Here is a 22,478-nt window from a genome sequence, read left to right on the forward strand (position 1 = left end):
TCTGTTGGAACGTCGCTGTGCCCCGGCCTTAACGTCATCGCCATGACCATCACGGTGAAGCGCTCGGAAGACCAGGAAGGCTGGATCGCTTCCCGCGACGGCGCCGTGATCGGCGAACTGCACCCGTGGCCGGCCCCGGACCGCAAGCTCCGCCTCTTCTTCGGCGACACCGAGCCGGCGGCGTACGAGCCGTTGATCGACAAGGTCACCGGCCCGTGCTTGACCACCGTCGACGAAGCAGACCGGCCCACGGTCGACGCGTTGAGGGCGCTCGGGTTCACTCCCGTACGCCGAGAGGTGCGGCTGGAGATTCCGGTGACCCGGGCGAGCTTCGACGTACCGGCCGGATATCGGCTGATCAGCGCCGCCGACACCGGAGTACAGGACTTGATGGCGCTGGACGATGCGCTCCGGACCGACGTGCCAGGTGCTGAAGGATGGGAGTCGGACGAGGCCTCGTTCCGCGAGCAGACCTACGACTCGCCGTACTTCGATCCGGCCACCTACCTGGTGGCTGTAGACCCGGAGAACACCTACGCAGGATTGGTCCGGATCTGGAACGGGCCGCGTCCGCTGCCCCGCCTCGGCCTGATCGGTGTACTCCGGAACCACCGCCGTCGCGGTCTCGCACGGGCGCTGGTCTCCGCCGCGCTCACTGTGCTCGCCGACCGCGGCGCCTCTCTGGTCACTGCCGAGGCGGACGAGACCAATACCGCTTCTCTGACCCTGCTCGCCTCGTTCGGCGCCGTGCAGGTCGGCGCGGACCTGGAACTCGCCCGCTGACCACGCTGCACTTTCGCGCGGGGTGTCTCGGGTTTGAGACAGGAAGTGGGTGGGGGTGCTATCCGGCGGGGGTGGGGCGCGGTGCAATGGGCTGGTGCAGACAGCAGAGGTGATTGTGGGCGTCGGGCCGTTGAGTGCGGGCGACGTCGTGGCGGTGGCGCGGTACGGCGTGCCGGTGCGGATCGATGATCAGGCGCTCGAGCAGATCGCGAAGTCGCGGGCTGCGATCGAGGCGCTCGCCCATGCGGAGACCCCGCACTACGGCGTGTCCACCGGCTTCGGGGCGTTGGCGACGCGGCATATCGCGCCCGAACTCCGGGCTCAGCTCCAGCGCAGTCTGGTCCGGTCGCACGCGGCCGGTTCGGGGCCGGAGGTCGAGACCGAGGTGGTCCGAGCACTCGCGCTACTGCGCCTGTCCACGCTCGCGACCGGCCGGACCGGGGTCAAGGTCGAGACAGCGCAGGCGTACGCCGGGCTGCTGAACGCTCAGCTGACTCCCGTCGTGCACGAGTACGGCAGCCTCGGTTGCTCGGGCGACCTCGCTCCGCTCTCGCACGTTGCTCTCGCGGTGATGGGGGAGGGCCAGGTCCGCGATGCCGACGGCAACCTCCGCGATGCCGGTGAAGCGCTCCAGGCCGCCGGGCTCAAGCCGGTCGTGCTCGCCGAGAAGGAAGGTCTCGCGCTGATCAACGGCACCGACGGCATGCTCGGCATGCTGCTGCTCGCGCTCGCCGACCTCGACCGCCTGCTCAAGACCGCCGACATCGCGGCCGCCATGAGTGTGGAAGGCCAGCTCGGCACCGACCGGGTGTTCGCCGCGGACCTGCAGGCGCTCCGCCCGCACCCGGGGCAGGGCGCGGCCGCCGCCAACCTGCGCGCAGTACTGGCTGACAGTGCGATCGTCACCAGTCACCGTGGGCCGGACTGCAACCGGGTCCAAGACGCCTATTCCTTGAGGTGTTCGCCGCAGGTGCACGGTGCTGCCCGCGACACCTGTGCGCACGCGGCGACTGTGGCCGGCCGTGAGCTGGCCGCGGCGATCGACAACCCTGTGGTTCTGGAAGACGGTCGCGTCGAGTCCAACGGAAACTTCCACGGCGCGCCGGTCGGTTACGTGCTCGACTTCCTCGCGATCGCCGTCGCCGACGTGGCCAGCATCAGCGAACGGCGGACGGACCGGTTCCTCGATGTCGCCCGCAACCATGGGCTGAACGCCTTCCTGGCGGACGATCCCGGAGTCGACAGCGGGCACATGATCGCGCAGTACACGCAGGCCGCGATCGTGTCCGAGCTCAAGCGGCTCGCCGTACCGGCCAGCGTCGATTCCATCCCGAGCAGTGCGATGCAAGAAGACCACGTCTCGATGGGCTGGTCGGCCGCTCGCAAGCTCCGCAAGAGCATCGACGGTCTCCAGCAGGTGATCGCCGTGGAGATCCTGACCGCGGCGCGCGCCCTCGACATGCGGGCACCGCTGGAGCCGTCGCCCGCCACAGCCGCAGTACGGGCTGTACTGCGTGAGCATGTCGAGGGCCCCGGTACCGATCGGCACCTCGCGCCCGAGATCGCGCACTCCGTCCGGCTCGTTGCCGACGGCACCTACTTGTCCGCTGTCGAGGCCGTCACCGGCCCGCTGTCCTGAGCTGTATCTCTGAAGAGAGGCTGGATCACCCATGTCCGGACCACGTCCCGTTCGCGCCCCTCGCGGTACCACCCTCACCGCCCGCGGCTGGCAGCAGGAAGCCGCGCTGCGGATGCTGCAGAACAACCTCGACCCCGAGGTCGCGGAACACCCTGACGAGCTCGTCGTGTACGGCGGCTCGGGCAAGGCTGCTCGCGACTGGAACTCGTTCGACGCGATGGTGCGCACGCTGACCACGCTGAAGGACGACGAGACGATGCTGGTGCAGTCCGGCCGGCCGGTCGGCGTCATGCAGACGCACGAGTGGGCGCCGCGGGTGCTGATCGCGAACTCCAACCTGGTCGGCGACTGGGCCAACTGGGAGGAGTTCCGCAAGCTGGAGGCGATGGGGCTCACGATGTACGGCCAGATGACGGCCGGGTCGTGGATCTACATCGGCACCCAGGGGATCCTCCAGGGCACCTACGAGACGTTCGCCGCCGTCGCGGCGAAGAAGTTCGGCGGCTCGCTGGCCGGCACGATCACGCTGACCGCCGGACTCGGCGGCATGGGTGGCGCGCAGCCGCTCGCGGTGACGATGAACGACGGCGTCGCGATCTGCATCGACGTGGACGACTCCCGGATCAAGCGGCGGATCGAACACCGGTACCTCGATGTGCAGGCGACCTCGGTCGACGAGGCGCTCCGGCTGGCCGAGGAGGCCAAGGCGGCCCGCAAGCCGTTGTCCATCGGCGTTCTGGGCAACGCGGCGTCGATCGTGCCGGACCTGCTGCGGCGCGGCGCGCCGATCGACATCGTGACGGACCAGACCTCGGCGCACGATCCGCTGATGTACCTGCCGGTGGGAGTGGAGTTCGAGGACTGGACCACGGCCCGCGAGAAGGACCCGGCCGGTTTCACCGAGCGCGCCCAGGAATCGATGGCACGGCACGTCGAGGCGATGGTGGGCTTCCAGGACGCGGGTGCCGAGGTGTTCGACTACGGCAACTCGATCCGCGACGAGGCCCGCAAGGCCGGGTACGCACGAGCTTTCGAGTTCCCCGGCTTCGTACCGGCGTACATCCGGCCCTTGTTCTGTGAGGGGAAGGGCCCGTTCCGGTGGGCCGCGTTGTCGGGCAACCCGGCCGATATCGCCAAGACCGACCAGGCGATCCTGGAGTTGTTCCCGGAGAACGAGCATCTGACCCGGTGGATCAAGATGGCGCAGGAGCGGGTCGCGTTCCAGGGGCTGCCGGCCCGGATCTGCTGGCTGGGCCAGGGCGAACGGGACAAGGCCGGCCTGCGGTTCAACGACATGGTTGCCTCCGGCGAGCTCGAGGCGCCGATCGTGATCGGCCGGGACCACCTGGACACGGGCAGCGTGGCATCGCCGTACCGGGAGACCGAAGGCATGCTGGACGGCTCGGACGCGATCGCGGACTGGCCGCTGCTGAACGCGATGGTGAACGTCTCCAGCGGTGCCTCCTGGGTCTCGATCCACCACGGTGGTGGCGTCGGGATGGGCCGGTCGATCCACGCCGGTCAGGTATCGGTTGCCGACGGCACCGAGCTGGCCCGGCAGAAGCTGGAGCGGGTGCTCACCAACGACCCGGGGATGGGCGTGATTCGGCATGTGGATGCCGGGTACCAGCGGGCGGAAGAAGTCGCTGCTGAGCAAGGAGTCAGGATCCCGATGCGGGAAAGCTGACAGTTCGCACTGTGCGACCGAGGCAATCCATAGCGCTAAGGTGCACATTCATCACGAATGAGATTCGGTCAAATGGGGGTGGTGCCGGGCTCTCGTGACACTAGGATCGTTCGGGCGATCTCCGACGAGCGCGAAGGGGCGCCATGATCGAGTTCGAAGACGTCACCAAGCAGTATCCGGACGGCACCGTCGCCGTCGAGCAGCTGAGCCTGCGGATCCCGAGCAACGAGATCACCGTGTTCGTCGGGCCGTCCGGCTGTGGCAAGACGACCTCGTTGCGGATGATCAACCGGACCATCGAGCGCAGCAGCGGCCGGATCTCGATCGACGGTGAGGACATCAACGACAAGGACCCGGTCGCCCTGCGGCGCGGCATCGGCTACGTGATCCAGCATGCCGGGCTGTTCCCGCACAAGACGGTCGTCGACAACGTCGCCACCGTGCCGAAGCTGCTGGGCTGGGACAAGAAGAAGTCGCGCTCGGTCGCGATGGAGTTGCTGGAGCGGGTCGGTCTGGACCTCAAGCTGGCCGAGCGGTATCCGGCCCAGCTGTCCGGTGGCCAGCAGCAACGGGTCGGGGTGGCCCGCGCGCTGGCCGCCGACCCGCCCATCATGCTGATGGACGAACCGTTCAGTGCGGTCGACCCGATCGTCCGCCACCAGTTGCAGGAGGAACTGCTCCGGCTGCAGCGCGACATCGGCAAGACGATCGTCTTCGTCACCCACGACATCGACGAGGCGATCAAGCTCGGCGACAACGTCGCGATCCTCCGGGTCGGCGGCAAGCTGGCCCAGTTCGCGCCGCCGGCCGAGCTGCTCGCCAACCCGGTCGACGACTTCGTCCGCGGGTTCGTCGGACAGGACCGCGGTTACCGGGCCCTGACCTTCGTGCATCCGGACGAGCTGCCGGTGAAGCCGTTGCCACCGGAGCTCGCTTTGCAGGACGGCGTACCGATCGGGTGGCGCAACGGCAGTGCGTCCGCGGAGTTGCTGCCGGTCGGGGCGGTGTTCAAGCAAGGCGATTCACTGCGTGCCGCGCTCGACAGCGTTCTCACGTCGCCGCGCGGGCTGGGTGTCTGCGTCGACGACGACGGCCGTGCCATCGGGGTCGTCGACCAGGGCACCGTCGCGGAGGCGCTGCGCCCATGACCTGGATCGGTGACAACCTCGGGCTGATCTGGGAACAGTTGCGCGAACATCTCTATCTGGCGATCCTCCCGGTGCTCCTCGGGTTGATCATCTCGGTGCCGCTGGGCTACATCGCCACCCGGTACTCCTGGCTGGCGAACCCGCTGATCGCGTTCGGCGGCGTGCTGTACTCCTTGCCGTCGATCGCCCTGTTCATCGTGATTCCGGCGATTCTCGGCACCAAGGTGCTGTCCACGATCAACATCATCGTCGCGCTGACGATCTACACGGTCTCGCTGCTGATCCGCAACGTGATCGACGGACTCCGTTCCGTGCCGCCCGACGTCCGCCAGTCGGCGGTCGCGGTCGGGTACGGCACGTTGCACCGGGTGATCGCGGTCGACCTGCCGATCGCCGTACCGGTGATCTTCACCGGCCTGCGGGTGGTCACGGTGGCCAACATCTCGATGGTCAGCGTCGGCGCCGTGATCGGCATCGGCGGCCTGGGGGAGCTGTTCACGCTCGGCTTCCAGAAGGACTTCCTCACCCCGGTGGTGGTGGGCGTCGTGCTGTCGTTGCTGCTGGCCCTGCTGGCCGACCTGGTCCTGGTCACGTTGCAGCGGATCCTGACCCCGTGGGCGCGAGTCGCGACCCCGGTGGGAGAGGTGGCCTGACATGTGGGAGTACCTCACCGACTCGTACAACTGGTCCGGGAACGAGGGCATCTGGGCCCGGATCCTGGAGCACCTCTGGTACACGTTCGCCGCTCTCGGGCTGTCCGTGGTGATCGCTCTGCCGATCGGTCTGCGAATCGGGCACACCCGCCGGGGCGCGTTCCTGGCGATCAACCTCGGCAACGCCGCCCGCGCCCTGCCCAGTCTCGGCCTGCTGATGATCGCCGTCCTGCTGACCAACCAGATCGGCTTCCTGCCGGTGCTGATCGCGCTGGTCGCCCTCGGGATCCCGCCGATCCTCGCCTCGACGTACGCCGGTCTGTCCGGTGTCGATCCGGCCACGATCGACGCGGCGCGGGGGATGGGCATGACCGGTGGCGAGATCCTGACCAAGGTGGAGATCCCGATCGCGCTGCCGCTGATCATCTCCGGCGTCCGCAGCGCCACCCTGCAGATCGTCTCGACCGCGACGATCGCGGCGCTGGTATCGCTCGGCGGCCTCGGCCGCTACGTGGTCGACGGACTGAAGCTCCGTGACTTCCCACAGATGTTCAGCGGCGCGCTGCTGGTGGCCCTCCTGGCGATCCTGCTCGACGCGATCTTCGCGCTGATCGGCCGGGTCACCGTGTCCAAAGGATTGAAGATCGGCTGAACTGTCCGACGTAGGTGATGAACTTGGGAACCTGGAACATCCATCGGCACCCGTCGGTGGCTACGAGACTCTGGAGGCTCTCGTGTTGAGATCCACACTCATCCGTACTGCGATCGCCGGGGTGGCGGTGCTCGGCCTGGCTGGTTGTGGGGGTGGGGACCAGCTCGGTAGCGACAACGCGGGCAACTCGCCCGCTCCGTCGAAGGTGTCGAGCATCACCGTCGGCTCGGCCGACTTCTCCGAAAGCCAGCTGATCGCGGAGATCTACGGCCAGGCGCTCGCCGCCAAGGGGATCGAGGTGAAGAAGAAGCCCAACATCGGCAACCGCGAGACCTACATGGCCGCGATCAAGGACGGCTCGGTCGACCTGGTGCCGGAGTACACCGGTGCCGCACTGGCGTACTTCGACAAGAACTCCACCGAGACCGACCCGGACAAGGCGTACGACGCGCTGAAGAAGGCGCTGACGCCCGGGCTCGAGGTGCTGGACAAGTCACCGGCCGCCGACGAGGACACCATCGTGGTGACCAAGGCGACCGCGGACAAGTACAGCCTGAAGTCGCTCGGCGACCTGAAGGCCGTCGGCAAGGACCTGGTCGCGGGTGGCAGCTCGGAGTTCAAGGTCCGCTCAGCCGGTCTGAAGGGGCTGAAGGAGAAGTACGGCGTCGAGTTCAAGGAGTACAAGACGCTGGACGCCGGTGGCCCGCTGAGCATCAAGGCGTTGACGGACAACCAGATCCAGGTGACGAACCTGTTCACCACCCAGTCGGTCATCAAGGACCAGGGGCTGGTCCAGCTGGACGACCCTGAGCACATCCTGCCGCCGAACAACATCGTTCCGCTGATCCGGACCGACCACAAGTCGGACGACATCGCCGCGACGCTGAACGCGGTCGACGCCAAGCTCACGACCGATGCGCTGACCGACCTGGTCAAGCGCCTCGACGTCGGCAAGGAGAGCGCGGACGCGGTCGCCAAGGACTGGCTGTCGAAGAACCCGCTGTCTTGACCGAATCCTTCGAGGCGATGTGGGCGGACCTGGCCGCCATCGGCAAGGACCCCTCCTCCGGGGGGTACCACCGAGGCGGCTGGACCCCCACCGAGCGGGCGTGCACCGAGTGGTTCACCACCCAGTGCACGACCCGCGGCCTGTCCCTGGAATCCGACGGCCTCGGCAACCTCGTCGCCTGGTGGGGTTCTACCGATGTGCCTGGTGTGGTGACCGGAAGTCATCTCGACTCGGTGATCGACGGCGGGGCTTTTGACGGTCCGCTGGGTGTGGTGTCTGCGCTTGCCGCGGTGGATCGGTTGCGGGCGGAGGGGTTCGTGCCGTCGGTGCCGATCGGGGTGGGGGCGTTCGTGGAGGAGGAAGGGTCGCGGTTCGGGATGCCTTGTCTTGGGTCTCGAGTGGCGACCGGTGTGCTGACTGCTGACAAGGCGCTTGGCTTGAAGGACAGAAGCGGCGTGCCGTTGGCGGACGCATTGTCCGAGCTGGGGATCGACCCGGCCGGCGTGGGACCCTCGCCGTTGCTCGAGCGGATGGGGACGTTCGTCGAGTTACATGTGGAGCAAGGCCGCGCGTTGACCGCGCCCGTAGGAGTGGCGAGCGCGATCTGGCCGCACGGGCGGTTCCGGTTCACCTTCACCGGCGAGGCGAACCATGCCGGTACGACGTTGATGGAGGACCGGCACGACCCGATGCTGACGTATGCGATGACCGCGCTCGCCGCCAACAAGCAGGCCCGGCTCGCCGGTGCGCGGGCCACCTTCGGCCGGCTCTCGGTCGAGCCGAACGGCACGAACGCCGTGCCGTCGCAGGTGACTGCCTGGCTGGACGCCCGGGCGGCGACCGACGAGGTGCTCCAGTCGTTGCTGTCGGCAATTACCAGGCAGGCGGTCGAACGCGCCGAGCGGGACGGCACCAGCGTCGAGGTGACGCCCGAGTCGGTCTCGCCGATCGTGGAGTTCCCGTCCGGTCTGCGTGACCGGCTGGCCGCAGTACTGGATGATGCGCCGGTGTTGCCGACCGGGGCCGGGCATGACGCGGGGGTGTTCTCGGACGCGGGGATCCCGACCGCGATGCTGTTCGTACGGAATCCCACCGGCGTCTCGCATTCGCCGGCCGAGCACGCGGAGATGGACGACTGCCTGGCCGGGGTGGACGCGCTGGCCGCAGTACTGAAGGATCTCGCGAAGTGACGGCGTACTGGTGTGAGCAAGCGCTTCTGCCATCCGGGCTGGCTGCCGGCGTGCTCGTCACGGTGGTGGACGGACGGTTCGCTTCTGTCGAAGCAGACGCATTGCCTGGCGACGCGGTGCGCCTGAGCGGGATCGTGTTGCCTGGCTTGGCAAACTGCCACAGCCACGCGTTCCATCGTGCGCTGCGCGGTCGCACGCAGACCGAGCGCGGCACCTTCTGGACCTGGCGCGATCAGATGTACGGCGTGGCGTCGGTGCTCACACCGGACAGCTACTACCAGCTCGCGCGGGCCGTGTACGGCGAGATGGTGCTCAGCGGGATCACCGCGGTAGGGGAGTTTCACTACCTCCACCACGCCCCCGGCGGCAAGCGGTACGACGATCCGAACGCGATGGGGCAGGCATTGATCGCGGCCGCGCGGGATGCCGGGCTGCGGATCACCTTGCTCGACACCTGTTATGTAGCAGGCGGAATCGACCAGCCGCTGAGGGACGCGCAGGTGCGGTTCAGTGACGGCGATGCGTCGGCTTGGGCCTCCCGGGTGCTGTCGCTGACCCCGGGCCTCGGAGACGACGTGGTGATCGGCGCGGCCGCGCATTCGGTGCGCGGGGTGCCGGTCGACCAGCTCAGCGCGGTGGCCTCGGCGCTGCCGACTGCGCCGCTGCACATCCACTTGTCGGAGCAGGTCGCGGAGAACGCGGCCTGCCTGGCGGCGTACGGGCGTACTCCGGCGCAGGTGCTCGATGAGACCGGCTTCCTGGATGCGCGGACGAGCGCGGTGCACGCGACGCACCTGACGCCGGTGGATGTCGGGTTGCTCGGCAGTTCCGCGACGTACTCGTGTTTCTGCCCGACGACCGAACGCGATCTGGCCGACGGGATCGGTCCCTCGGTCGCGTTGCGGGACGCGGGATCGCGGCTGACGTTGGGCTCGGACAGTCACGCGGTGATCGATCTGTTCGAGGAGATGCGCGCGGTCGAGCTGGACGAGCGACTCGCCTCGCAGGAGCGCGGGCACTGGTCGGCTGCCGAGTTGCTGGCGGCCGCGACCGTGGACGGGCATCGGTCGCTCGGGTTCGAGGACGCGGGGGTGATCGAGGTCGGCGCACGAGCGGATCTGGTCGCCGTACGGACGTCGAGTGTGCGGACGGCCGGGACAGGATCGTCCTTGGAGACCTTGGTGTTCGCCGCCTCCGCGCTCGACGTCGCCGACGTGGTCGTCTCGGGGCGTCAGGTTGTTGCTGATGGCAATCATGTGAAGCTGGACGTGGCGGCCGAGCTGGCGGCCTCGATCTCGGCGGTGACTTCATGAGCTCGGTGGTGTTGACAGGCATCGGGTCGCTGGTCACCAACGACCCCGGACGCGGTGCGGTCTCCGGGGGCGCGCGTCCGGACGGAGTCGCTGCGCTCGGTGAGGTGACGGACGCGGCGATCGTGATCGAGGGCGGCAAGTTCGCCTGGGTCGGCCGGCGCGCGGATGCTCCGGCGGCCGATTCCGCGCTGGATCTCGGTGGTCGTGCGGTGATCCCGGGCTTCGTGGATTCGCACTCCCACTTGGTCTTCGCGGGCGACCGGGCGGAGGAGTTCGCCGCCCGGATGACCGGTACGCCGTACAGTGCGGGCGGTATCCGGACGACGGTGGCCGCGACGCGAGCCGCGACCGACGAGCAGCTGACCGCGAACGTGGCCCGGCTGGTGACCGAGATGCGCCGGCAGGGCACGACGACGGTCGAGATCAAGTCGGGGTACGGGCTGACGGTCGGGGACGAGGCGCGGGGCTTGGCGATCGCGGCGGAGTTCACCGACGAGACGACGTACCTGGGGGCGCATGTGGTGCCGCCTGAGTACGCGGACGACCCGGCGGCGTACGTGTCGCTGGTGACGGGTCCGATGCTGGATTCGGCGGCTGCTCATGCGAAGTGGGTGGACGTCTTCGTCGAGAAGGGCGCCTTCGACGCGGACCAGGCGCGGGCGATCCTGACAGCCGGTGCGAAGAAGGGGCTCGGGCTACGAGTCCACGCGAACCAGCTCGGCCTCGGCCCCGGCGTACAGCTTGCCTGTGAGCTCGGCGCTGCTGCGGCGGACCACTGCACGCACCTGTCCGACGCCGATGTGGATGCTCTGGCTTCAACCGGTGTGGTCGCGGGTCTGCTGCCCGCCGTCGAGTTCTCCACCCGTTCGCCGTACCCGGACGCCCGCCGCCTGCTCGCCGCCGGCGTCACCATCGCCCTCGCCAGCGACTGCAACCCGGGCTCCTGCTACTCGTCGTCGATCCCGCTTTGCATCGCCCTCGCCGTCCGCGAGATGCACATGACTCCCGCCGAGGCCCTATGGTCCGCCACCGCAGGCGGCGCCGCCTCCCTCCAACGCCCCGACCTCGGCCGCATCACCCCCGGCGCCCCCGCCGACCTCGCAGTACTCGACGCCCCCTCCTACCTCCACCTCGCGTACCGCCCCGGCGTGCCGCTAGTAGCCCAAACCTTCCTCAACGGCCGCCCGGTCTGAACCGCCAACACTCATCAATCCGCTCGCCGGTGCAGTTCTCACGCTCGGTGACACCGTCAGGCGGCTCGAAGGACCTGCTTGGTGAGTGTTGGAAGTCCGACCGCCCTCCGCACTGCCGTCACCACCCACTCCGGGTCGTACATGATGTCCTCCCAGCTGAACCTGAGCAGCGTCCAGCCCCTGACGCTCAGGGCAACATGCCGGCGGCAGTCCTTCACCAGCGCCTGGCGAGTGCCGTGATGCTCGAACCCATCAGCTTCCAAGGCGATCCGCAGACCGGGATGCCCGAGATCGATGCGGGCTGAGAACTCCCGATCGCGGACCACGACCTGAGGGACGAACCCCTCGATACCAGCCTCGATGAGAATGGCTCGCAGGGCGGACTCCAGAACCGATTCGGATCGTCCGTCCGCCAGCGAGACCGTTTGCTGGACACGCCGCCGGTGGGGCCCGCGCAGTTTGCCGGCCGCAACCATCAGGTCGTCATGGTCGACCAAACCTTGATGCAGAGCTGAGTCCGTGACCGCGAGCGCTTCGGTGAGCGGCAGGGTCCGGATGCAGTCGAGCACGGTTTGAACTGGCGTCGTCACCTCCCCGTCAACTGGCACGTAGGCCCAGTGCAGTACGCATGGCCGGCCGGTTCGCCGGCGAACCTTCCCTGGTCGCAGGGTGACGTGCGGGAGAGGGGCCGCAACGATGACCTTCATTCCCCAGTGCTCCGCGGCGCTGAGGTAGGACACGACTCCGCCATGGCTCCGCGCGGCAGTCAATGCGGATGGCGCCTTCGGTAATGCGTAGACGCCCTTCGCCACCCGCTGGATGTCTCCGTCTGTCAGCGCCTTCCTGATGTCCCGCGAGTGGACCAGCGCGCGAAGTTCGCCGAAGGTGGCGCTTCCGCCTCGCCGGCCGAGCACATCGACGACATCTCCCATCGTTACATCGTTGCCGAGTTCGGCGGACCGGAGCGGGCGTTGTCCACAGGCGTGGACCGCCAACACTCACCAACTCCTCGTCGAGTCCCTCGCACAGCACAAGCTGAGCGTGGATCGGATGATTCAGCCGCCGTTGGTGAGTGTTGGCGGTCCAGCTACCTTTGCCGCCATGTCGCGCATTGCTGTCGCTCGCACCATCCAGGGTCAGCTTCCGTACTTTCCGAGTGCGGTGCGGACGGGGGACGGGCGGGTCTTGGTGGTGTGGCGGGAAGGGCGGGGGCATGTGCGGAGTGTGGGGCGGATCGTGCTTGCCGAGAGTGCGGACGGGGTGGAGTGGTCGGAGCCTCGGGTGGTGGTGGACGGGGTGTACGACGACCGGGATCCGATGCTCGTGGAGCTTGCCGACGGAGACTTGTTGCTGAGCTGGTTCCAGATCGACTGGTCGGTGCGGCCGTACCTGTGTCCGGGGGTGCTGGTCGCGCGATCGACGGATGGTGGGGCGACCTGGGGAGAGCCGGTGGCTGTCGGGTCGCGGATGGTGCAGGAGACCGAGGAGGTCTGGCACGGGTTCCGGGCCGGGCACATCGTGGCGCACGGACAGCTCCTCGAGTTGCCGGGCGGGGATCTCCTCGCGCCTGTCTACGGGGTGTTCCCCGGGGACGCGCGCCACTCGGCGAGTGTGGTGAGGTCGACCGATGGTGGGCGGACCTGGCCGGCGGAGGGCGAGGTGGTGCTGGGGCGGCGCCCGGATCGCGAGTACGTCGAACCGGTGCTGACCCTCCTGCCCGGCGGCCAGGTGGTGGCGTTGCTCCGGACCGATCAGGAGGCCGAGCTGACCAGGTCGGACGACAACGGGCTGACCTGGTCCGAGCCGGAGCCGTGCGGGTTGTACGCGTCCTCGGCAGACACGCTGACCTTGTCCGACGGCGCCGTACTGGTTGCGTACGGCGATGTCTCCAAGCGCTTCAACCCCGGTCGGCCGACGGTCGCGACGATCGTCAAGGACCCGCTCGGCCGGTGGGACCTCGACCCTGTGCACCTGGTCATCGACGCCGGCCGGGACACCCAGGACCAGTCGAACCCGGCAGTCGTCGAACTCCCCGGCGATCGCCTGCTGATCCTCAGCTACGACATCTTCACCCGCGAGATCGTCGGCGAACTCCTGCCGCGCGCCGCTCTCGACTGAGAAAACCTGGTGCGCCACGGCCGCGCCCTCGTCACCCTTGGAGTATGTCCAGGACCGCGGTCGCGAGGGTCGACGGAGATCTCCGCCGGCGGCTGGTGGCTGCCTTCACCTGGACCTGGGACCGCGGCGTGTACGCCGGCTACGCCAACCTCACCGGCTGGTGGCGCGACGCCGACCTGATCCGCGAACTCGGCCCCGCCCTGGGCAGCCTGTACGACGTACGCCCCACCGTCGTCGTCGGCCCGGTCTCTCGCGGCGCCCTGGTCGGGGCGTTGACTGCGGCCGCGCTGGGAGTCGGGTTCGTCGAGGTCCGCAAGAACGCGGGACAGGCCACCGACAGCGATCGGTGGGTACTACGAACAACCGGCCCGGATTACCAGGATCGGCACGTCGTCTTCGGCTTCCGGCGCAACCTGATCCAGGCCGGCGACCGGGTGTTGATGGTCGACGACTGGGCTGCCACCGGCGAGACCGCCAGGGTGGTCCGCGCTCTGGTCGAGGACTGCGGCGCGCAGTGGATCGGTGCCGCGTGCATCGTCGACGGGCTCGACGACGCCCGCTTCCGGCACGAACTGCCGCTGCGCGCCCTGCTCGACGTACGGAATCTCTAGTCGGCCAGTTCCTTGGAGAGCATCGCGCTGGTGGTGTGGTTGGGGCGGCGGAGTTTGCCGACCTCGACGAAGCCGCGGGCCGCGTGGAAGGCGAGCGAGGCCTCGTCGGGTGGGTCGGACTGGACCCGGGCGACCAGCCGGTCGAAGGGCTTGGCGGCGCGTTCGACGGCCCGGTAGACGCTGGTGGCGATGCCTTGGCGGCGGTGCTTCTCGGCGACCACGATCCGGTCCAGGTGCAGGAACCGGTCGGCGTACGTCGCGTTGAACCACTGGAAGTCGAGGCTGTCGTGGGCGGAGCCGGGGGCGAAGGTGAGCACGAAGGCGGCGACCTCGTCCTCGATCTCCACCACGGCGGCGTGGGCAGCGATCAGCCGGAGCCAGTCCAGCCGGTCGGGGCCCAGCGGGTCCGTCTGCTCGACCGCGGCTGCGTTCAGCGCGAGCACGGCCGGCTCGTCGGCAGAGGTCATGGGGCGGAGTTTCACTCTCACACCCTCCCACGCGGGGTGCCTTCCGCGGCAGGGGTGTGGTGAGGGCTTGACCAGGCTCTTCCCCGATCCGGCCCCGAAAATCCGGGGCCGGGGTTGGGAATGACCCCGGGGTGCGGCAATGTTGAGCCAGGTGAACTCAAGTCTGGCGATCCGGTCGCCGATCCGATTTGAATCCGGATCCCCGGCGAGGCAACATTGAGTCTGCATCACTCAACTTCGTGGAGGTAACGCACATGGCCCGCGCGGTCGGTATCGATCTCGGTACGACGAACTCTGTCATCGCCGTACTGGAAGGTGGCGAGCCCACCGTCATCCCCAACGCCGAGGGAGCGCGTACGACGCCCTCGGTCGTGGCCTTCGCCAAGAACGGCGAGGTCCTGGTCGGCGAGGTGGCCAAGCGCCAGGCCACCACGAACGTCGACCGCACGATCCGTTCCGTCAAGCGCCACATGGGCGAGGACTGGAACGTCAGCATCGACGGCAAGAAGTTCACGCCGCAGCAGATCAGCGCGTTCGTGCTGCAGAAGCTGAAGCGCGACGCCGAGGCGTACCTCGGGGAGCAGGTCACCGACGCGGTCATCACCGTGCCGGCCTACTTCTCCGACGCGCAGCGCCAGGCGACCAAGGAAGCCGGCGAGATCGCCGGTCTGAACGTGCACCGGATCGTCAACGAGCCGACCGCGGCCGCGCTGGCCTACGGGCTGGACAAGGGCACCGAGCAGACCATCCTGGTCTTCGACCTCGGTGGTGGCACCTTCGACGTGTCGCTGCTGGAGATCGGCGACGGCGTCTTCGAGGTGAAGGCCACCAGCGGTGACAACCACCTCGGTGGTGACGACTGGGACCAGCGCATCGTGCAGTGGCTGGTGACCCAGTTCAAGAACAAGAACGGCACCGACCTGTCCGGCGACAAGATGGCCATGCAGCGTCTGCAGGAGGCCGCCGAGAAGGCCAAGATCGAGCTGTCCAGCGCTGCCGAGACCTCGATCCACCTGCCGTACCTGAGCCTGACCGACTCCGGCCCGCTGCACCTGGAGGAGAAGCTCTCCCGGGCCGAGTTCCAGAAGCTCACCAACGACCTGCTCGAGCGCGCCCGCGCCCCGTTCAAGGCCGTCATCAAAGACGCCGGCATCGACGTGTCGAAGATCGACCACGTCATCCTCGTCGGTGGCTCCACCCGGATGCCCGCCGTGGCCGAGCTGGTCAAGGAGCTGACCGGTGGCAAGGACCCGAACAAGGGTGTGAACCCGGACGAGGTCGTCGCCGTCGGCGCCTCCCTGCAGGCCGGTGTGCTGAAGGGTGAGGTCAAGGACGTCCTGCTGCTCGACGTGACCCCGCTGAGCCTGGGCATCGAGACCAAGGGTGGCGTGTTCACCAAGATCATCGAGCGCAACACCACGATCCCGACCAAGGGCTCGGAGATCTTCACCACGGCCGAGGACAACCAGCCGTCGGTGATGATCCAGGTCTACCAGGGCGAGCGCGAGATGGCCCGCGACAACAAGTCGCTCGGCAACTTCGAGCTGACCGGCCTGCCGCCGGCGCCGCGGAACGTGCCGCAGATCGAGGTCACCTTCGACATCGACGCGAACGGCATCGTGCACGTGAACGCCAAGGACCTTGCCACCGGCAAGGAGCAGCGGATGACGGTCACCGGTGGCTCCGCGCTGCCGAAGGACGACATCGACAAGATGGTCCGCGACGCCGAGCAGTACGCCGAGGAGGACCGCAAGCGCCGCGAGGCGGTCGAGTCCCGCAACCAGGCGGAGGGCTTGGTCTACCAGACCGAGAAGTTCCTGACCGAGAACGAGGACAAGATCCCCGACGACGTCAAGACCGAGGTCAAGGACGGCGTCAGCGAGCTGAAGAAGGCGCTCGAGGGTGACGACGCCGACGTGATCAAGAGCGCGTCGGAGAAGCTCGCCCAGTCCAGCCAGAAGATGGGCGCCGCGATGTACGCGAACGCCCAGGCCGCCGGCACCTCCGACGAGAGCGCCTCGGCCGACGGTGAGAGCGCCGGCAACGCCGACGACGACGTGGTCGACGCGGAGATCGTGGACGAGGACCGCCCGCAGGACTCCAAGCCTGAGGACACCAAGTGACCGATCGCCCCAATTCTGGCAGCGAGTTCGGCGACGGCGAGCCCGTCGTCCGCGACAAGCGCCGGATCGACCCGGACACCGGGAACCTGCGGGAGCCTGCCGAGGCTCCCGCGGGTGCCCCGCCGGCCGCACCCGGTACGCCGGGCGCCCAGCCGCCGCGGGATCCCTCGGACCTGATCGGGCCGTCGGCGCAGGAAGCCCTGCTGACCGAGGCCCTGGCGGAACGGACCGCCGACCTGCAGCGGTTGCAGGCGGAGTACGTGAACTACAAGCGCCGGGTGGACCGCGACCGGGAGGCGAACCGCGAGGTCGTCATCGGTTCGGTGCTGACGGAGTTGCTGCAGACCCTGGACGACATCGGGCGGGCCCGCGAAGCGGGTGAGCTCGAGGGTGCGTTCAAGGCGGTGGCCGAATCGGTCGAGCGGGTCACCGAGAAGCTCGGCCTGGTGAAGTTCGGCGAGGTGGGCGACCGCTTCGACCCGCGGATCCACGAGGCCCTGCTGCACAACTACTCCGACGAGGTGGACGGCCCGACCGCGACGCTGGTGATGCAGCCGGGGTACCGCCTCGGCGAGCGGATCCTGCGGGCGGCCCGGGTGGCCGTCTCGGAGCCGACCGAGCAGCTGCCGGAGCCCAAGCCCGACGAGTCCGGCGACAGTGAAAAGCCCGCTGAGTAAGCCGATCGGTGAGGAGGTGAGGCGTCGATGAGTACGAAAGACTGGTTGGAGAAGGACTTCTACAAGGTTCTCGGCGTCTCCAAGACCGCGGAGCCGGACGAGATCAAGAAGGCCTACCGCAAGCTGGCGCGCAAATACCACCCGGACTCCAATGCCGGGGACGCGTCGGCGGAGGCCAAGTTCAAGGAGGTCTCCGAGGCGTACGACGTCGTCGGGGACGCCAAGAAGCGCAAGGAGTACGACGAGGCCCGCCGGCTGTTCGGCAGTGGCGGCTTCCGGATGCCGGGCGGCGGCACGGCTGGTGGACAGGGCGGTTTCGGCTTCGACGTCGGCGACCTGTTCAACCGGTCGGGCTCGACCGGTGGCGGCGGCCTCGGCGACATCCTGGGCGGCATGTTCGGCGGCGGCGCCGGCCGGACCACGACCACCACGTCGACGGCCCGGCCGCGGCGCGGTGCCGACATCGAGACCGAGGCGACGATCGAGTTCGCCGAGGCCGTCAACGGTGTCACCGTCGCGCTCCGGATGACCAGCGACGAACCCTGCAAGACGTGCCGCGGCACCGGCGCGAAGTACGGGACTGTGCCGAAGGTCTGCCTCAAGTGCGAAGGCACGGGGATGCAGACCTCGGTCCAGGGCGGTGTCTTCGCGATGACCGAGCCGTGCACGGAGTGCAAGGGGCGCGGCCTGGTCGTGGACCAGCCTTGTGAGACCTGCCACGGCTCCGGCCGCGGTCAGTCGAGCAAGACCATGCAGGTCCGGATCCCGGCGGGTGTGCAGGACAACCAGCGGATCCGGCTGAAGGGCAAGGGCGCGGCCGGCGAGCGGGGTGGCCCCGCGGGCGACCTCTACGTCAGCGTGCACGTGAAGCCGCACCGGATCTTCGGCCGGCAGGGCGAGCATCTGACGCTGACCGTGCCGGTGAGCTTCACCGAGGCCGCGCTGGGTGCCGAGATCAAGGTGCCGACCCTGGACGGGCTTCCCGTCACCGTGCGGATCCCCGCCGGTACTGCGAACGGCAGCAAGCTGCGCGTTCGGGGCAAGGGATCGGTGCGGCGGGACGGCACCAAGGGCGACCTGCTGCTCACCATCGAGGTGCAGGTGCCGCACGAGTTGACCGACGAGCAGCGCGAGAAGCTGCAGGAGTTCAGCACCGCCTCGGCCCAGCCCGACCTGCGCTCCGGGTTGTTCGGGAGTTCGTGATGGGCGTTCCGTTCAACCAGGTGCCGACCTGGGACGACCGCACCCCGATCTACGTGATCTCGGTGGCGGCCCAGCTGGCCGGCATGCACCCGCAGACGTTGCGCCAGTACGACCGGCTGGGGCTTGTCACGCCCAGCCGGGCGTCCGGCCGCGGCCGGCGCTACTCGGCGTACGACGTGGCGAAGTTGCGGTACGTCCAGCACCTGTCGCAGGAGGAGGGTGTCAACCTCGCCGGGATCCGGCACATCCTCGAGCTGCAGTCGGAGGTGGAGGGCCTGCGCAGGCGGGTCAACCAGTTGCTGGCCGAAGTACAGCGCGGTGTCGGGGCGTCGCGTCAGCACACCAACAGCCGGGTCTTCTCGGCCGGTCCCGCCGGCGACGTGATCGCGATGGGCCGCCAGCAGACCACCACCCGCTGGATCCGAACCCAGCCGCTCGAACTAGGGCGGCACTGACCTCCGGAACCCCTTCTCCCAAAGGGTTTCCGGTTCCCCCGGACGCACCCCATCCCCCCAGGTGCGTCCGGGCCGGAGCGCCTCCCCAGGCGCCACCGAAACCGGAGCGAGTCCACCCCCCCGAGGACCGCTCCGGTAGACCGAAGGTTGTCGCTTCTTGCGGCGCCTTCGGAGGGCCGGAGGCGGTCCATCCCCCACGGATGCCTTCGGTTGTGCCCTCGGACCTTCCCCCGGGTCCGAGGGCTTCCTCGTATCGGGCCCGGAGCGAGTCCACCCAGGACAGCTCCGGTGGAGCGGAGGTGTCGTTTCTTGCGGCGCCTTCGGAGGGCCGGAGGCAATCCATCCCCCACGGATGCCTTCGGTTGTGCCCTCGGACCTTCCCCCGGGTCCGAGGGCTTCCTCGTATCGGGCCCGGAGTGAGTCCACCCAGGACAGCTCCGGTGGACCGGAGTGGGTCCGACTCCCGAGGACCGCTCCGGTGGAGCGGAGGTGTCGCTTCTTGCGGCGCCTTCGGAGGGCCGGAGGCAATCCATCCCCCACGGATGCCTTCGGTTGTGCCCTCGGACCTTCCCCCGGGTCCGGGGGCTTCCTCATGGAGTTCATCTTCTGATCACCTCGCGGTGGGCGATGGACCTGTTGCGCCATTGACCGGCCGCTTACGCTGGCGAGGTGACCCTCACCTTGCAGACGGACCGGTTGCTGATCCGGGAGTGGGAAGAAGACGACGCCGAGGCCGCGCAGGAGATCTACGGCTCGGCCGATGTGGCGCAGTGGTTGTCGCCGGCGATCGAGCAGGTCACCGACGAGGCAACGATGCGCGCCATCCTGCAGGCCTGGATCGAGGCCCAGCCGAACTTCGTCGTACCCGCCGGGCGCTGGGTCGTGGTCCGCAAGGAGGACGACGTGGTGATCGGCGGCTTGCTGATCCGCCTGCTGCCGCCGTACGAGGAGGACCTGGAGATCGGCTGGCAGTTCCGGCCGTCGGTCTGGGGCAACGGCTACGCCAGCGAGGCGAGCAAGGCGCTGATGGGCTGGGCCTTCTCCAGCGGCGATGTCGACGAGCTGTTCGCCGTCGCCCGGCCGAACAACAAGCGCGCGATCGGCACCGCCCGGCGGCTCGGGATGGAGTGGGTCGGCGAGACCGACAAGTACTACGACCTCAACCTGCAGGTGTACCGGATCCGCGCGGCCGACTTCAAACCCTGAACCACCAGGAAGGCCGCCCCGATCAGGACGTAGCCCGAGCCCAGGAGATGCTCGGGCACCGACCACGTGCGCCCCTCCGGGTTCAGGTATCCGTGCGGCCCGATCGCGAAGTCTGCGAGAACCACAATCGTTGCTACAAGCATCCACTTGCTGTGCCACGCGTACTTGACCAGCAACAGCGAAGCAGGCGCGATCCACACCCAGTGATGCGACCAGCTGACCGGCGACGCGAGCAGCCCCCAGACCGCGATCACCAGCAACGCCAGTACGTCGTTGCCAGCGCCCCGTGCTCGATAGGCAGCAACGCCCGCCAGTACGCCGGTCGCAAGCACCAACCCGAGCCACACAAGGGTCCTCGCCGCCCCGTCGCCCATCACCCGATGCAGCACGGCCTGAAAGCACTGGTTGTACGCATACGTCGCGCCGCCGATCCGATCCGGGTCGAACAACACACCGAACCAGTACTTCGTGGAGTCGGCCGGCGCGAGCGCGAACCCGACCAGGGCCAACCCGACGAAGGTCCCGAACGCGACGGCCGCCTCGCGGTACTGCCGGCGTACGAGGAAGTAGACGACGAACACGGCGGGGGTCAGCTTGATCGCGGCGGCCAGGCCGACCAGGATGCCCCGGGGCCAGCGGGTGCGGGGCAACAGACAGTCGACGGCGACCAGGCCCATCAGGATGAGATTGATCTGACCGAAGCCGATCGTCGACCGGACCGGTTCGAACGCGAACGCGGAGACCGCACCGAGCAGACCGATCGCGAGGGCCCGCCTGTTCCAGCCGAGCAGGCGCTGGAGGACCACGAGCATGGTCGCGGTCAACGCCGCTGTACTCGCAACGCACATCGCGAGATCGGCCAGCGGCATCGGCAGGAGGTGCAAGGGCACGAACAGCACCGCGGCGAGGGGTGGGTAGGTGAACGGGAGTGCGATCCAGGGGACAAGTTGGCCGAAGCCTTCGGAGTACAGGCTGACGTGGTGGAGTACGGCGAATCCACCGGTCCGGTAGACGTTGAGGTCGACGTTACCCGACCACCAGAAGTAGAGCAACGGTGTGAGGCCCACCGCCAGCACGAGGAGCTGGAAATGTCTGCGCTCCAGCCAATCGACGACCGCGCTCACCGGACGGCCTGGACCGGGTCGGATTGAAGGGCCGTCGCATTCGGTCTGGCTACTACCGTGATCACACTCGTGACCAGCAAGGCGATCCCGGCGATCAGGTACGAGTTGCCCATCAGTGCCTGCGGGAAGTTGTGATGGAACTCCTTGTCGTCCGCCCAGGGGGCCCACCACGGCAGGCCGAGGGCGAACACGAGCGTCCAGGCGGTAGCGAAGACCTTCATCGCGGTGCCACGGCCGACCCAGGACCACACGACAGCCGTGGCGGGCAAGGCCCAGACCCAGTGATTGGACCAGGAGATCGGCGAGACGAGCAGTCCGGTGAAGCCGGTCACCACGAGCGCGTCGAGCGAGCGTCCGGCGGCGTACAGGCGGCGGGCGACGGCGAGGCCGCCGGCGCCGACGATAGTGGCTGAGAGCAACCAAAGCGGGCCGGTGGCCCCGGAGTTCTCGGTGAGTCGGGCGATCGTGCCGCGCAGCGACTGGTTGCTGATGTAGTGGGCCGGCCCGGGACGGCTGGGATCGAAGATGTAGCGGGTCCAGAAGTCCACTGTCGGACCGGGCATGACGAGCCAGCCCAGCAGCAGGGTGCCCGCGGTCGCCGCAGTGGCGACGGCCGCCTCGCGGAAGCGCCGGGTCACCAGCAGGAAGACGATGAAGATTCCCGGCGTCAGTTTGATGCCGGTGGCAACGCCGACCAGCAGGCCGCGGAACCGGCGAGGCGTGTGACCGAGCAGGTCCACCATCAACAGGGCCAGCAGGACCAGGTTGATCTGCCCCATCCCGAACGTGGACGACACGGGCTCGAGGAGCAGTCCCGCCGCGGAGCAGAACAGCCCAGCTCCGATCAACCGGTCCCTGGACCACTGCGGCCGCAGCGCACGGGCCGTGACCGCGCCGACGGCCAGCAGCGACACGCCCGACAGCAACGTCATCAGCAGCCTGGCGAAGTGCTCGCCGATCGCCAGCGGCGCCATGATCATGGCCGCGAACGGCGGATAGGTGAAGCCGAGGCCCATGCCGGGGTACTTCTGGTTCACGGTGTAGATGTCGTCACCGTCGACGAAACCTCTGGCGCCGGCGAAGTACACGCGCAGGTCCGACATCGAGGACGACGGCGGCCAGAGCGCCACGCAGACAACGATGACGGCCGCTCCGGCGAGGGCGAACCAGGGCAGCAGGTTCCGGGTCTTCACCGCTGGGAGAACTGGACTTGTGGTCATGGTTCCG

General features: G+C 68.4%; 21 protein-coding genes. 17 read left to right on the plus strand and 4 right to left on the minus strand.

Translation table 11 applies throughout. The features are described from left to right. Positions 1 to 42 precede the first annotated feature (42 nt). The 10 genes from EV138_RS18655 to hutI all read left to right on the plus strand — a co-directional run bounded on the left by EV138_RS18655 (position 43) and on the right by hutI (position 11,267). Positions 43 to 783 carry a GNAT family N-acetyltransferase gene (locus EV138_RS18655; protein ID WP_133980152.1) on the plus strand — a complete coding sequence of 247 codons (741 nt, stop codon included), beginning with the start codon at positions 43 to 45 and terminating at the stop codon, positions 781 to 783. A gap of 94 nt (positions 784 to 877) precedes the next feature. Beyond that, a complete protein-coding gene (hutH, locus tag EV138_RS18660) occupies positions 878 to 2,422 on the plus strand; it encodes a histidine ammonia-lyase (RefSeq protein ID WP_133980153.1) in 1,545 nt (514 codons plus the stop codon). A gap of 31 nt (positions 2,423 to 2,453) precedes the next feature. Beyond that, the gene (gene hutU, locus EV138_RS18665) at positions 2,454 to 4,109 is read left to right on the plus strand and encodes a urocanate hydratase (protein ID WP_133980154.1); all 1,656 of its coding nucleotides are present in this window, start codon (positions 2,454 to 2,456) and stop codon (positions 4,107 to 4,109) included. A 143-nt stretch (positions 4,110 to 4,252) separates the two neighbouring features. Beyond that, positions 4,253 to 5,257 (plus strand): ABC transporter ATP-binding protein, encoded by a 1,005-nt coding sequence (locus tag EV138_RS18670; RefSeq protein WP_133980155.1) that lies wholly within the window; start codon positions 4,253 to 4,255, stop codon positions 5,255 to 5,257. Further along, complete coding sequence (locus EV138_RS18675; protein ID WP_133980156.1) at positions 5,254 to 5,910, plus strand: ABC transporter permease; 657 nt, start codon at positions 5,254 to 5,256, stop codon at positions 5,908 to 5,910. The genes EV138_RS18670 and EV138_RS18675 overlap by 4 nt, the downstream gene beginning before the upstream one ends. A gap of 1 nt (position 5,911) precedes the next feature. Beyond that, positions 5,912 to 6,562: an ABC transporter permease gene (locus EV138_RS18680; RefSeq protein ID WP_133980157.1), complete on the plus strand. Its 651-nt coding sequence runs from the start codon at positions 5,912 to 5,914 to the stop codon at positions 6,560 to 6,562. Between the two features lie 82 nt (positions 6,563 to 6,644). After that, on the plus strand, positions 6,645 to 7,571 hold the full coding sequence (locus EV138_RS18685) for an ABC transporter substrate-binding protein (RefSeq protein ID WP_133980158.1): 927 nt from the start codon (positions 6,645 to 6,647) through the stop codon (positions 7,569 to 7,571). Then, positions 7,568 to 8,761 (plus strand): allantoate amidohydrolase, encoded by a 1,194-nt coding sequence (locus EV138_RS18690; protein WP_238158220.1) that lies wholly within the window; start codon positions 7,568 to 7,570, stop codon positions 8,759 to 8,761. Before EV138_RS18685 ends, EV138_RS18690 begins: the two co-directional genes overlap by 4 nt. Then, positions 8,758 to 10,074 carry a formimidoylglutamate deiminase gene (locus EV138_RS18695; RefSeq protein WP_133980159.1) on the plus strand — a complete coding sequence of 439 codons (1,317 nt, stop codon included), beginning with the start codon at positions 8,758 to 8,760 and terminating at the stop codon, positions 10,072 to 10,074. The genes EV138_RS18690 and EV138_RS18695 overlap by 4 nt, the downstream gene beginning before the upstream one ends. Next, entirely contained in the window at positions 10,071 to 11,267 is a 1,197-nt protein-coding gene (gene hutI / locus EV138_RS18700) for an imidazolonepropionase (RefSeq protein WP_133980160.1), read from the plus strand. Before EV138_RS18695 ends, hutI begins: the two co-directional genes overlap by 4 nt. Before the next feature lie 56 nt (positions 11,268 to 11,323). Here hutI and EV138_RS18705 read toward each other — a convergent pair whose 3' ends face one another. Then, positions 11,324 to 12,199, minus strand: coding sequence for a DUF559 domain-containing protein (locus EV138_RS18705; protein WP_133980161.1), 876 nt, complete (start codon positions 12,197 to 12,199; stop codon positions 11,324 to 11,326). Positions 12,200 to 12,368: 169 nt separating this feature from the next. On the opposite strand from EV138_RS18705, the gene EV138_RS18710 reads away from it, so the two are divergent. Beyond that, positions 12,369 to 13,385, plus strand: coding sequence for a sialidase family protein (locus tag EV138_RS18710; RefSeq protein WP_166678635.1), 1,017 nt, complete (start codon positions 12,369 to 12,371; stop codon positions 13,383 to 13,385). Positions 13,386 to 13,429: 44 nt separating this feature from the next. Next, positions 13,430 to 13,996: a phosphoribosyltransferase family protein gene (locus EV138_RS18715; protein ID WP_166678636.1), complete on the plus strand. Its 567-nt coding sequence runs from the start codon at positions 13,430 to 13,432 to the stop codon at positions 13,994 to 13,996. On the opposite strand, the gene EV138_RS18720 is transcribed toward EV138_RS18715, so the two are convergent. Then, positions 13,993 to 14,463, minus strand: a complete 471-nt coding sequence (locus EV138_RS18720) for a GNAT family N-acetyltransferase (RefSeq protein WP_133980163.1) — start codon at positions 14,461 to 14,463, stop codon at positions 13,993 to 13,995. The genes EV138_RS18715 and EV138_RS18720 overlap by 4 nt on opposite strands. A gap of 254 nt (positions 14,464 to 14,717) precedes the next feature. On the opposite strand from EV138_RS18720, the gene dnaK reads away from it, so the two are divergent. From dnaK to EV138_RS18745, 5 genes are all read left to right on the plus strand, one after another. After that, a complete protein-coding gene (dnaK, locus tag EV138_RS18725) occupies positions 14,718 to 16,586 on the plus strand; it encodes a molecular chaperone DnaK (protein WP_133980164.1) in 1,869 nt (622 codons plus the stop codon). Continuing rightward, complete coding sequence (gene grpE, locus EV138_RS18730; RefSeq protein ID WP_133980165.1) at positions 16,583 to 17,263, plus strand: nucleotide exchange factor GrpE; 681 nt, start codon at positions 16,583 to 16,585, stop codon at positions 17,261 to 17,263. The genes dnaK and grpE overlap by 4 nt, the downstream gene beginning before the upstream one ends. Positions 17,264 to 17,290: 27 nt before the next feature. Beyond that, on the plus strand, positions 17,291 to 18,466 hold the full coding sequence (gene dnaJ, locus EV138_RS18735) for a molecular chaperone DnaJ (protein WP_133980166.1): 1,176 nt from the start codon (positions 17,291 to 17,293) through the stop codon (positions 18,464 to 18,466). After that, on the plus strand, positions 18,466 to 18,921 hold the full coding sequence (locus tag EV138_RS18740; protein ID WP_133980167.1) for a heat shock protein transcriptional repressor HspR: 456 nt from the start codon (positions 18,466 to 18,468) through the stop codon (positions 18,919 to 18,921). The genes dnaJ and EV138_RS18740 overlap by 1 nt, the downstream gene beginning before the upstream one ends. Before the next feature lie 669 nt (positions 18,922 to 19,590). Further along, positions 19,591 to 20,127, plus strand: coding sequence for a GNAT family N-acetyltransferase (locus EV138_RS18745; RefSeq protein ID WP_133980168.1), 537 nt, complete (start codon positions 19,591 to 19,593; stop codon positions 20,125 to 20,127). Here EV138_RS18745 and EV138_RS18750 read toward each other — a convergent pair. After that, positions 20,073 to 21,251, minus strand: coding sequence for a glycosyltransferase 87 family protein (locus EV138_RS18750; protein ID WP_166678637.1), 1,179 nt, complete (start codon positions 21,249 to 21,251; stop codon positions 20,073 to 20,075). The two genes, EV138_RS18745 and EV138_RS18750, sit on opposite strands and share 55 nt — an antisense overlap. Continuing rightward, complete coding sequence (locus EV138_RS18755; protein ID WP_133980170.1) at positions 21,248 to 22,471, minus strand: glycosyltransferase 87 family protein; 1,224 nt, start codon at positions 22,469 to 22,471, stop codon at positions 21,248 to 21,250. The genes EV138_RS18750 and EV138_RS18755 overlap by 4 nt, the downstream gene beginning before the upstream one ends. Positions 22,472 to 22,478 lie beyond the last annotated feature (7 nt).

It is taken from the genome of Kribbella voronezhensis (assembly GCF_004365175.1).
GTDB lineage: Bacteria > Actinomycetota > Actinomycetes > Propionibacteriales > Kribbellaceae > Kribbella > Kribbella voronezhensis.

Coding starts and splice junctions, on each gene's coding strand:
- dnaJ (WP_133980166.1), top strand. CDS start 17,291: ATGAGTACGAAAGACTGGTTGGAGAAGGACTTCTACAAGGTTCTCGGC.
- EV138_RS18720 (WP_133980163.1), bottom strand. CDS start 14,463: ATGACCTCTGCCGACGAGCCGGCCGTGCTCGCGCTGAACGCAGCCGCG.
- EV138_RS18740 (WP_133980167.1), top strand. CDS start 18,466: ATGGGCGTTCCGTTCAACCAGGTGCCGACCTGGGACGACCGCACCCCG.
- EV138_RS18670 (WP_133980155.1), top strand. CDS start 4,253: ATGATCGAGTTCGAAGACGTCACCAAGCAGTATCCGGACGGCACCGTC.
- EV138_RS18715 (WP_166678636.1), top strand. CDS start 13,430: ATGTCCAGGACCGCGGTCGCGAGGGTCGACGGAGATCTCCGCCGGCGG.
- EV138_RS18705 (WP_133980161.1), bottom strand. CDS start 12,199: ATGGGAGATGTCGTCGATGTGCTCGGCCGGCGAGGCGGAAGCGCCACC.
- EV138_RS18755 (WP_133980170.1), bottom strand. CDS start 22,471: ATGACCACAAGTCCAGTTCTCCCAGCGGTGAAGACCCGGAACCTGCTG.
- hutI (WP_133980160.1), top strand. CDS start 10,071: ATGAGCTCGGTGGTGTTGACAGGCATCGGGTCGCTGGTCACCAACGAC.
- hutU (WP_133980154.1), top strand. CDS start 2,454: ATGTCCGGACCACGTCCCGTTCGCGCCCCTCGCGGTACCACCCTCACC.
- EV138_RS18675 (WP_133980156.1), top strand. CDS start 5,254: ATGACCTGGATCGGTGACAACCTCGGGCTGATCTGGGAACAGTTGCGC.
- dnaK (WP_133980164.1), top strand. CDS start 14,718: ATGGCCCGCGCGGTCGGTATCGATCTCGGTACGACGAACTCTGTCATC.
- EV138_RS18655 (WP_133980152.1), top strand. CDS start 43: ATGACCATCACGGTGAAGCGCTCGGAAGACCAGGAAGGCTGGATCGCT.
- EV138_RS18710 (WP_166678635.1), top strand. CDS start 12,369: ATGTCGCGCATTGCTGTCGCTCGCACCATCCAGGGTCAGCTTCCGTAC.
- EV138_RS18680 (WP_133980157.1), top strand. CDS start 5,912: ATGTGGGAGTACCTCACCGACTCGTACAACTGGTCCGGGAACGAGGGC.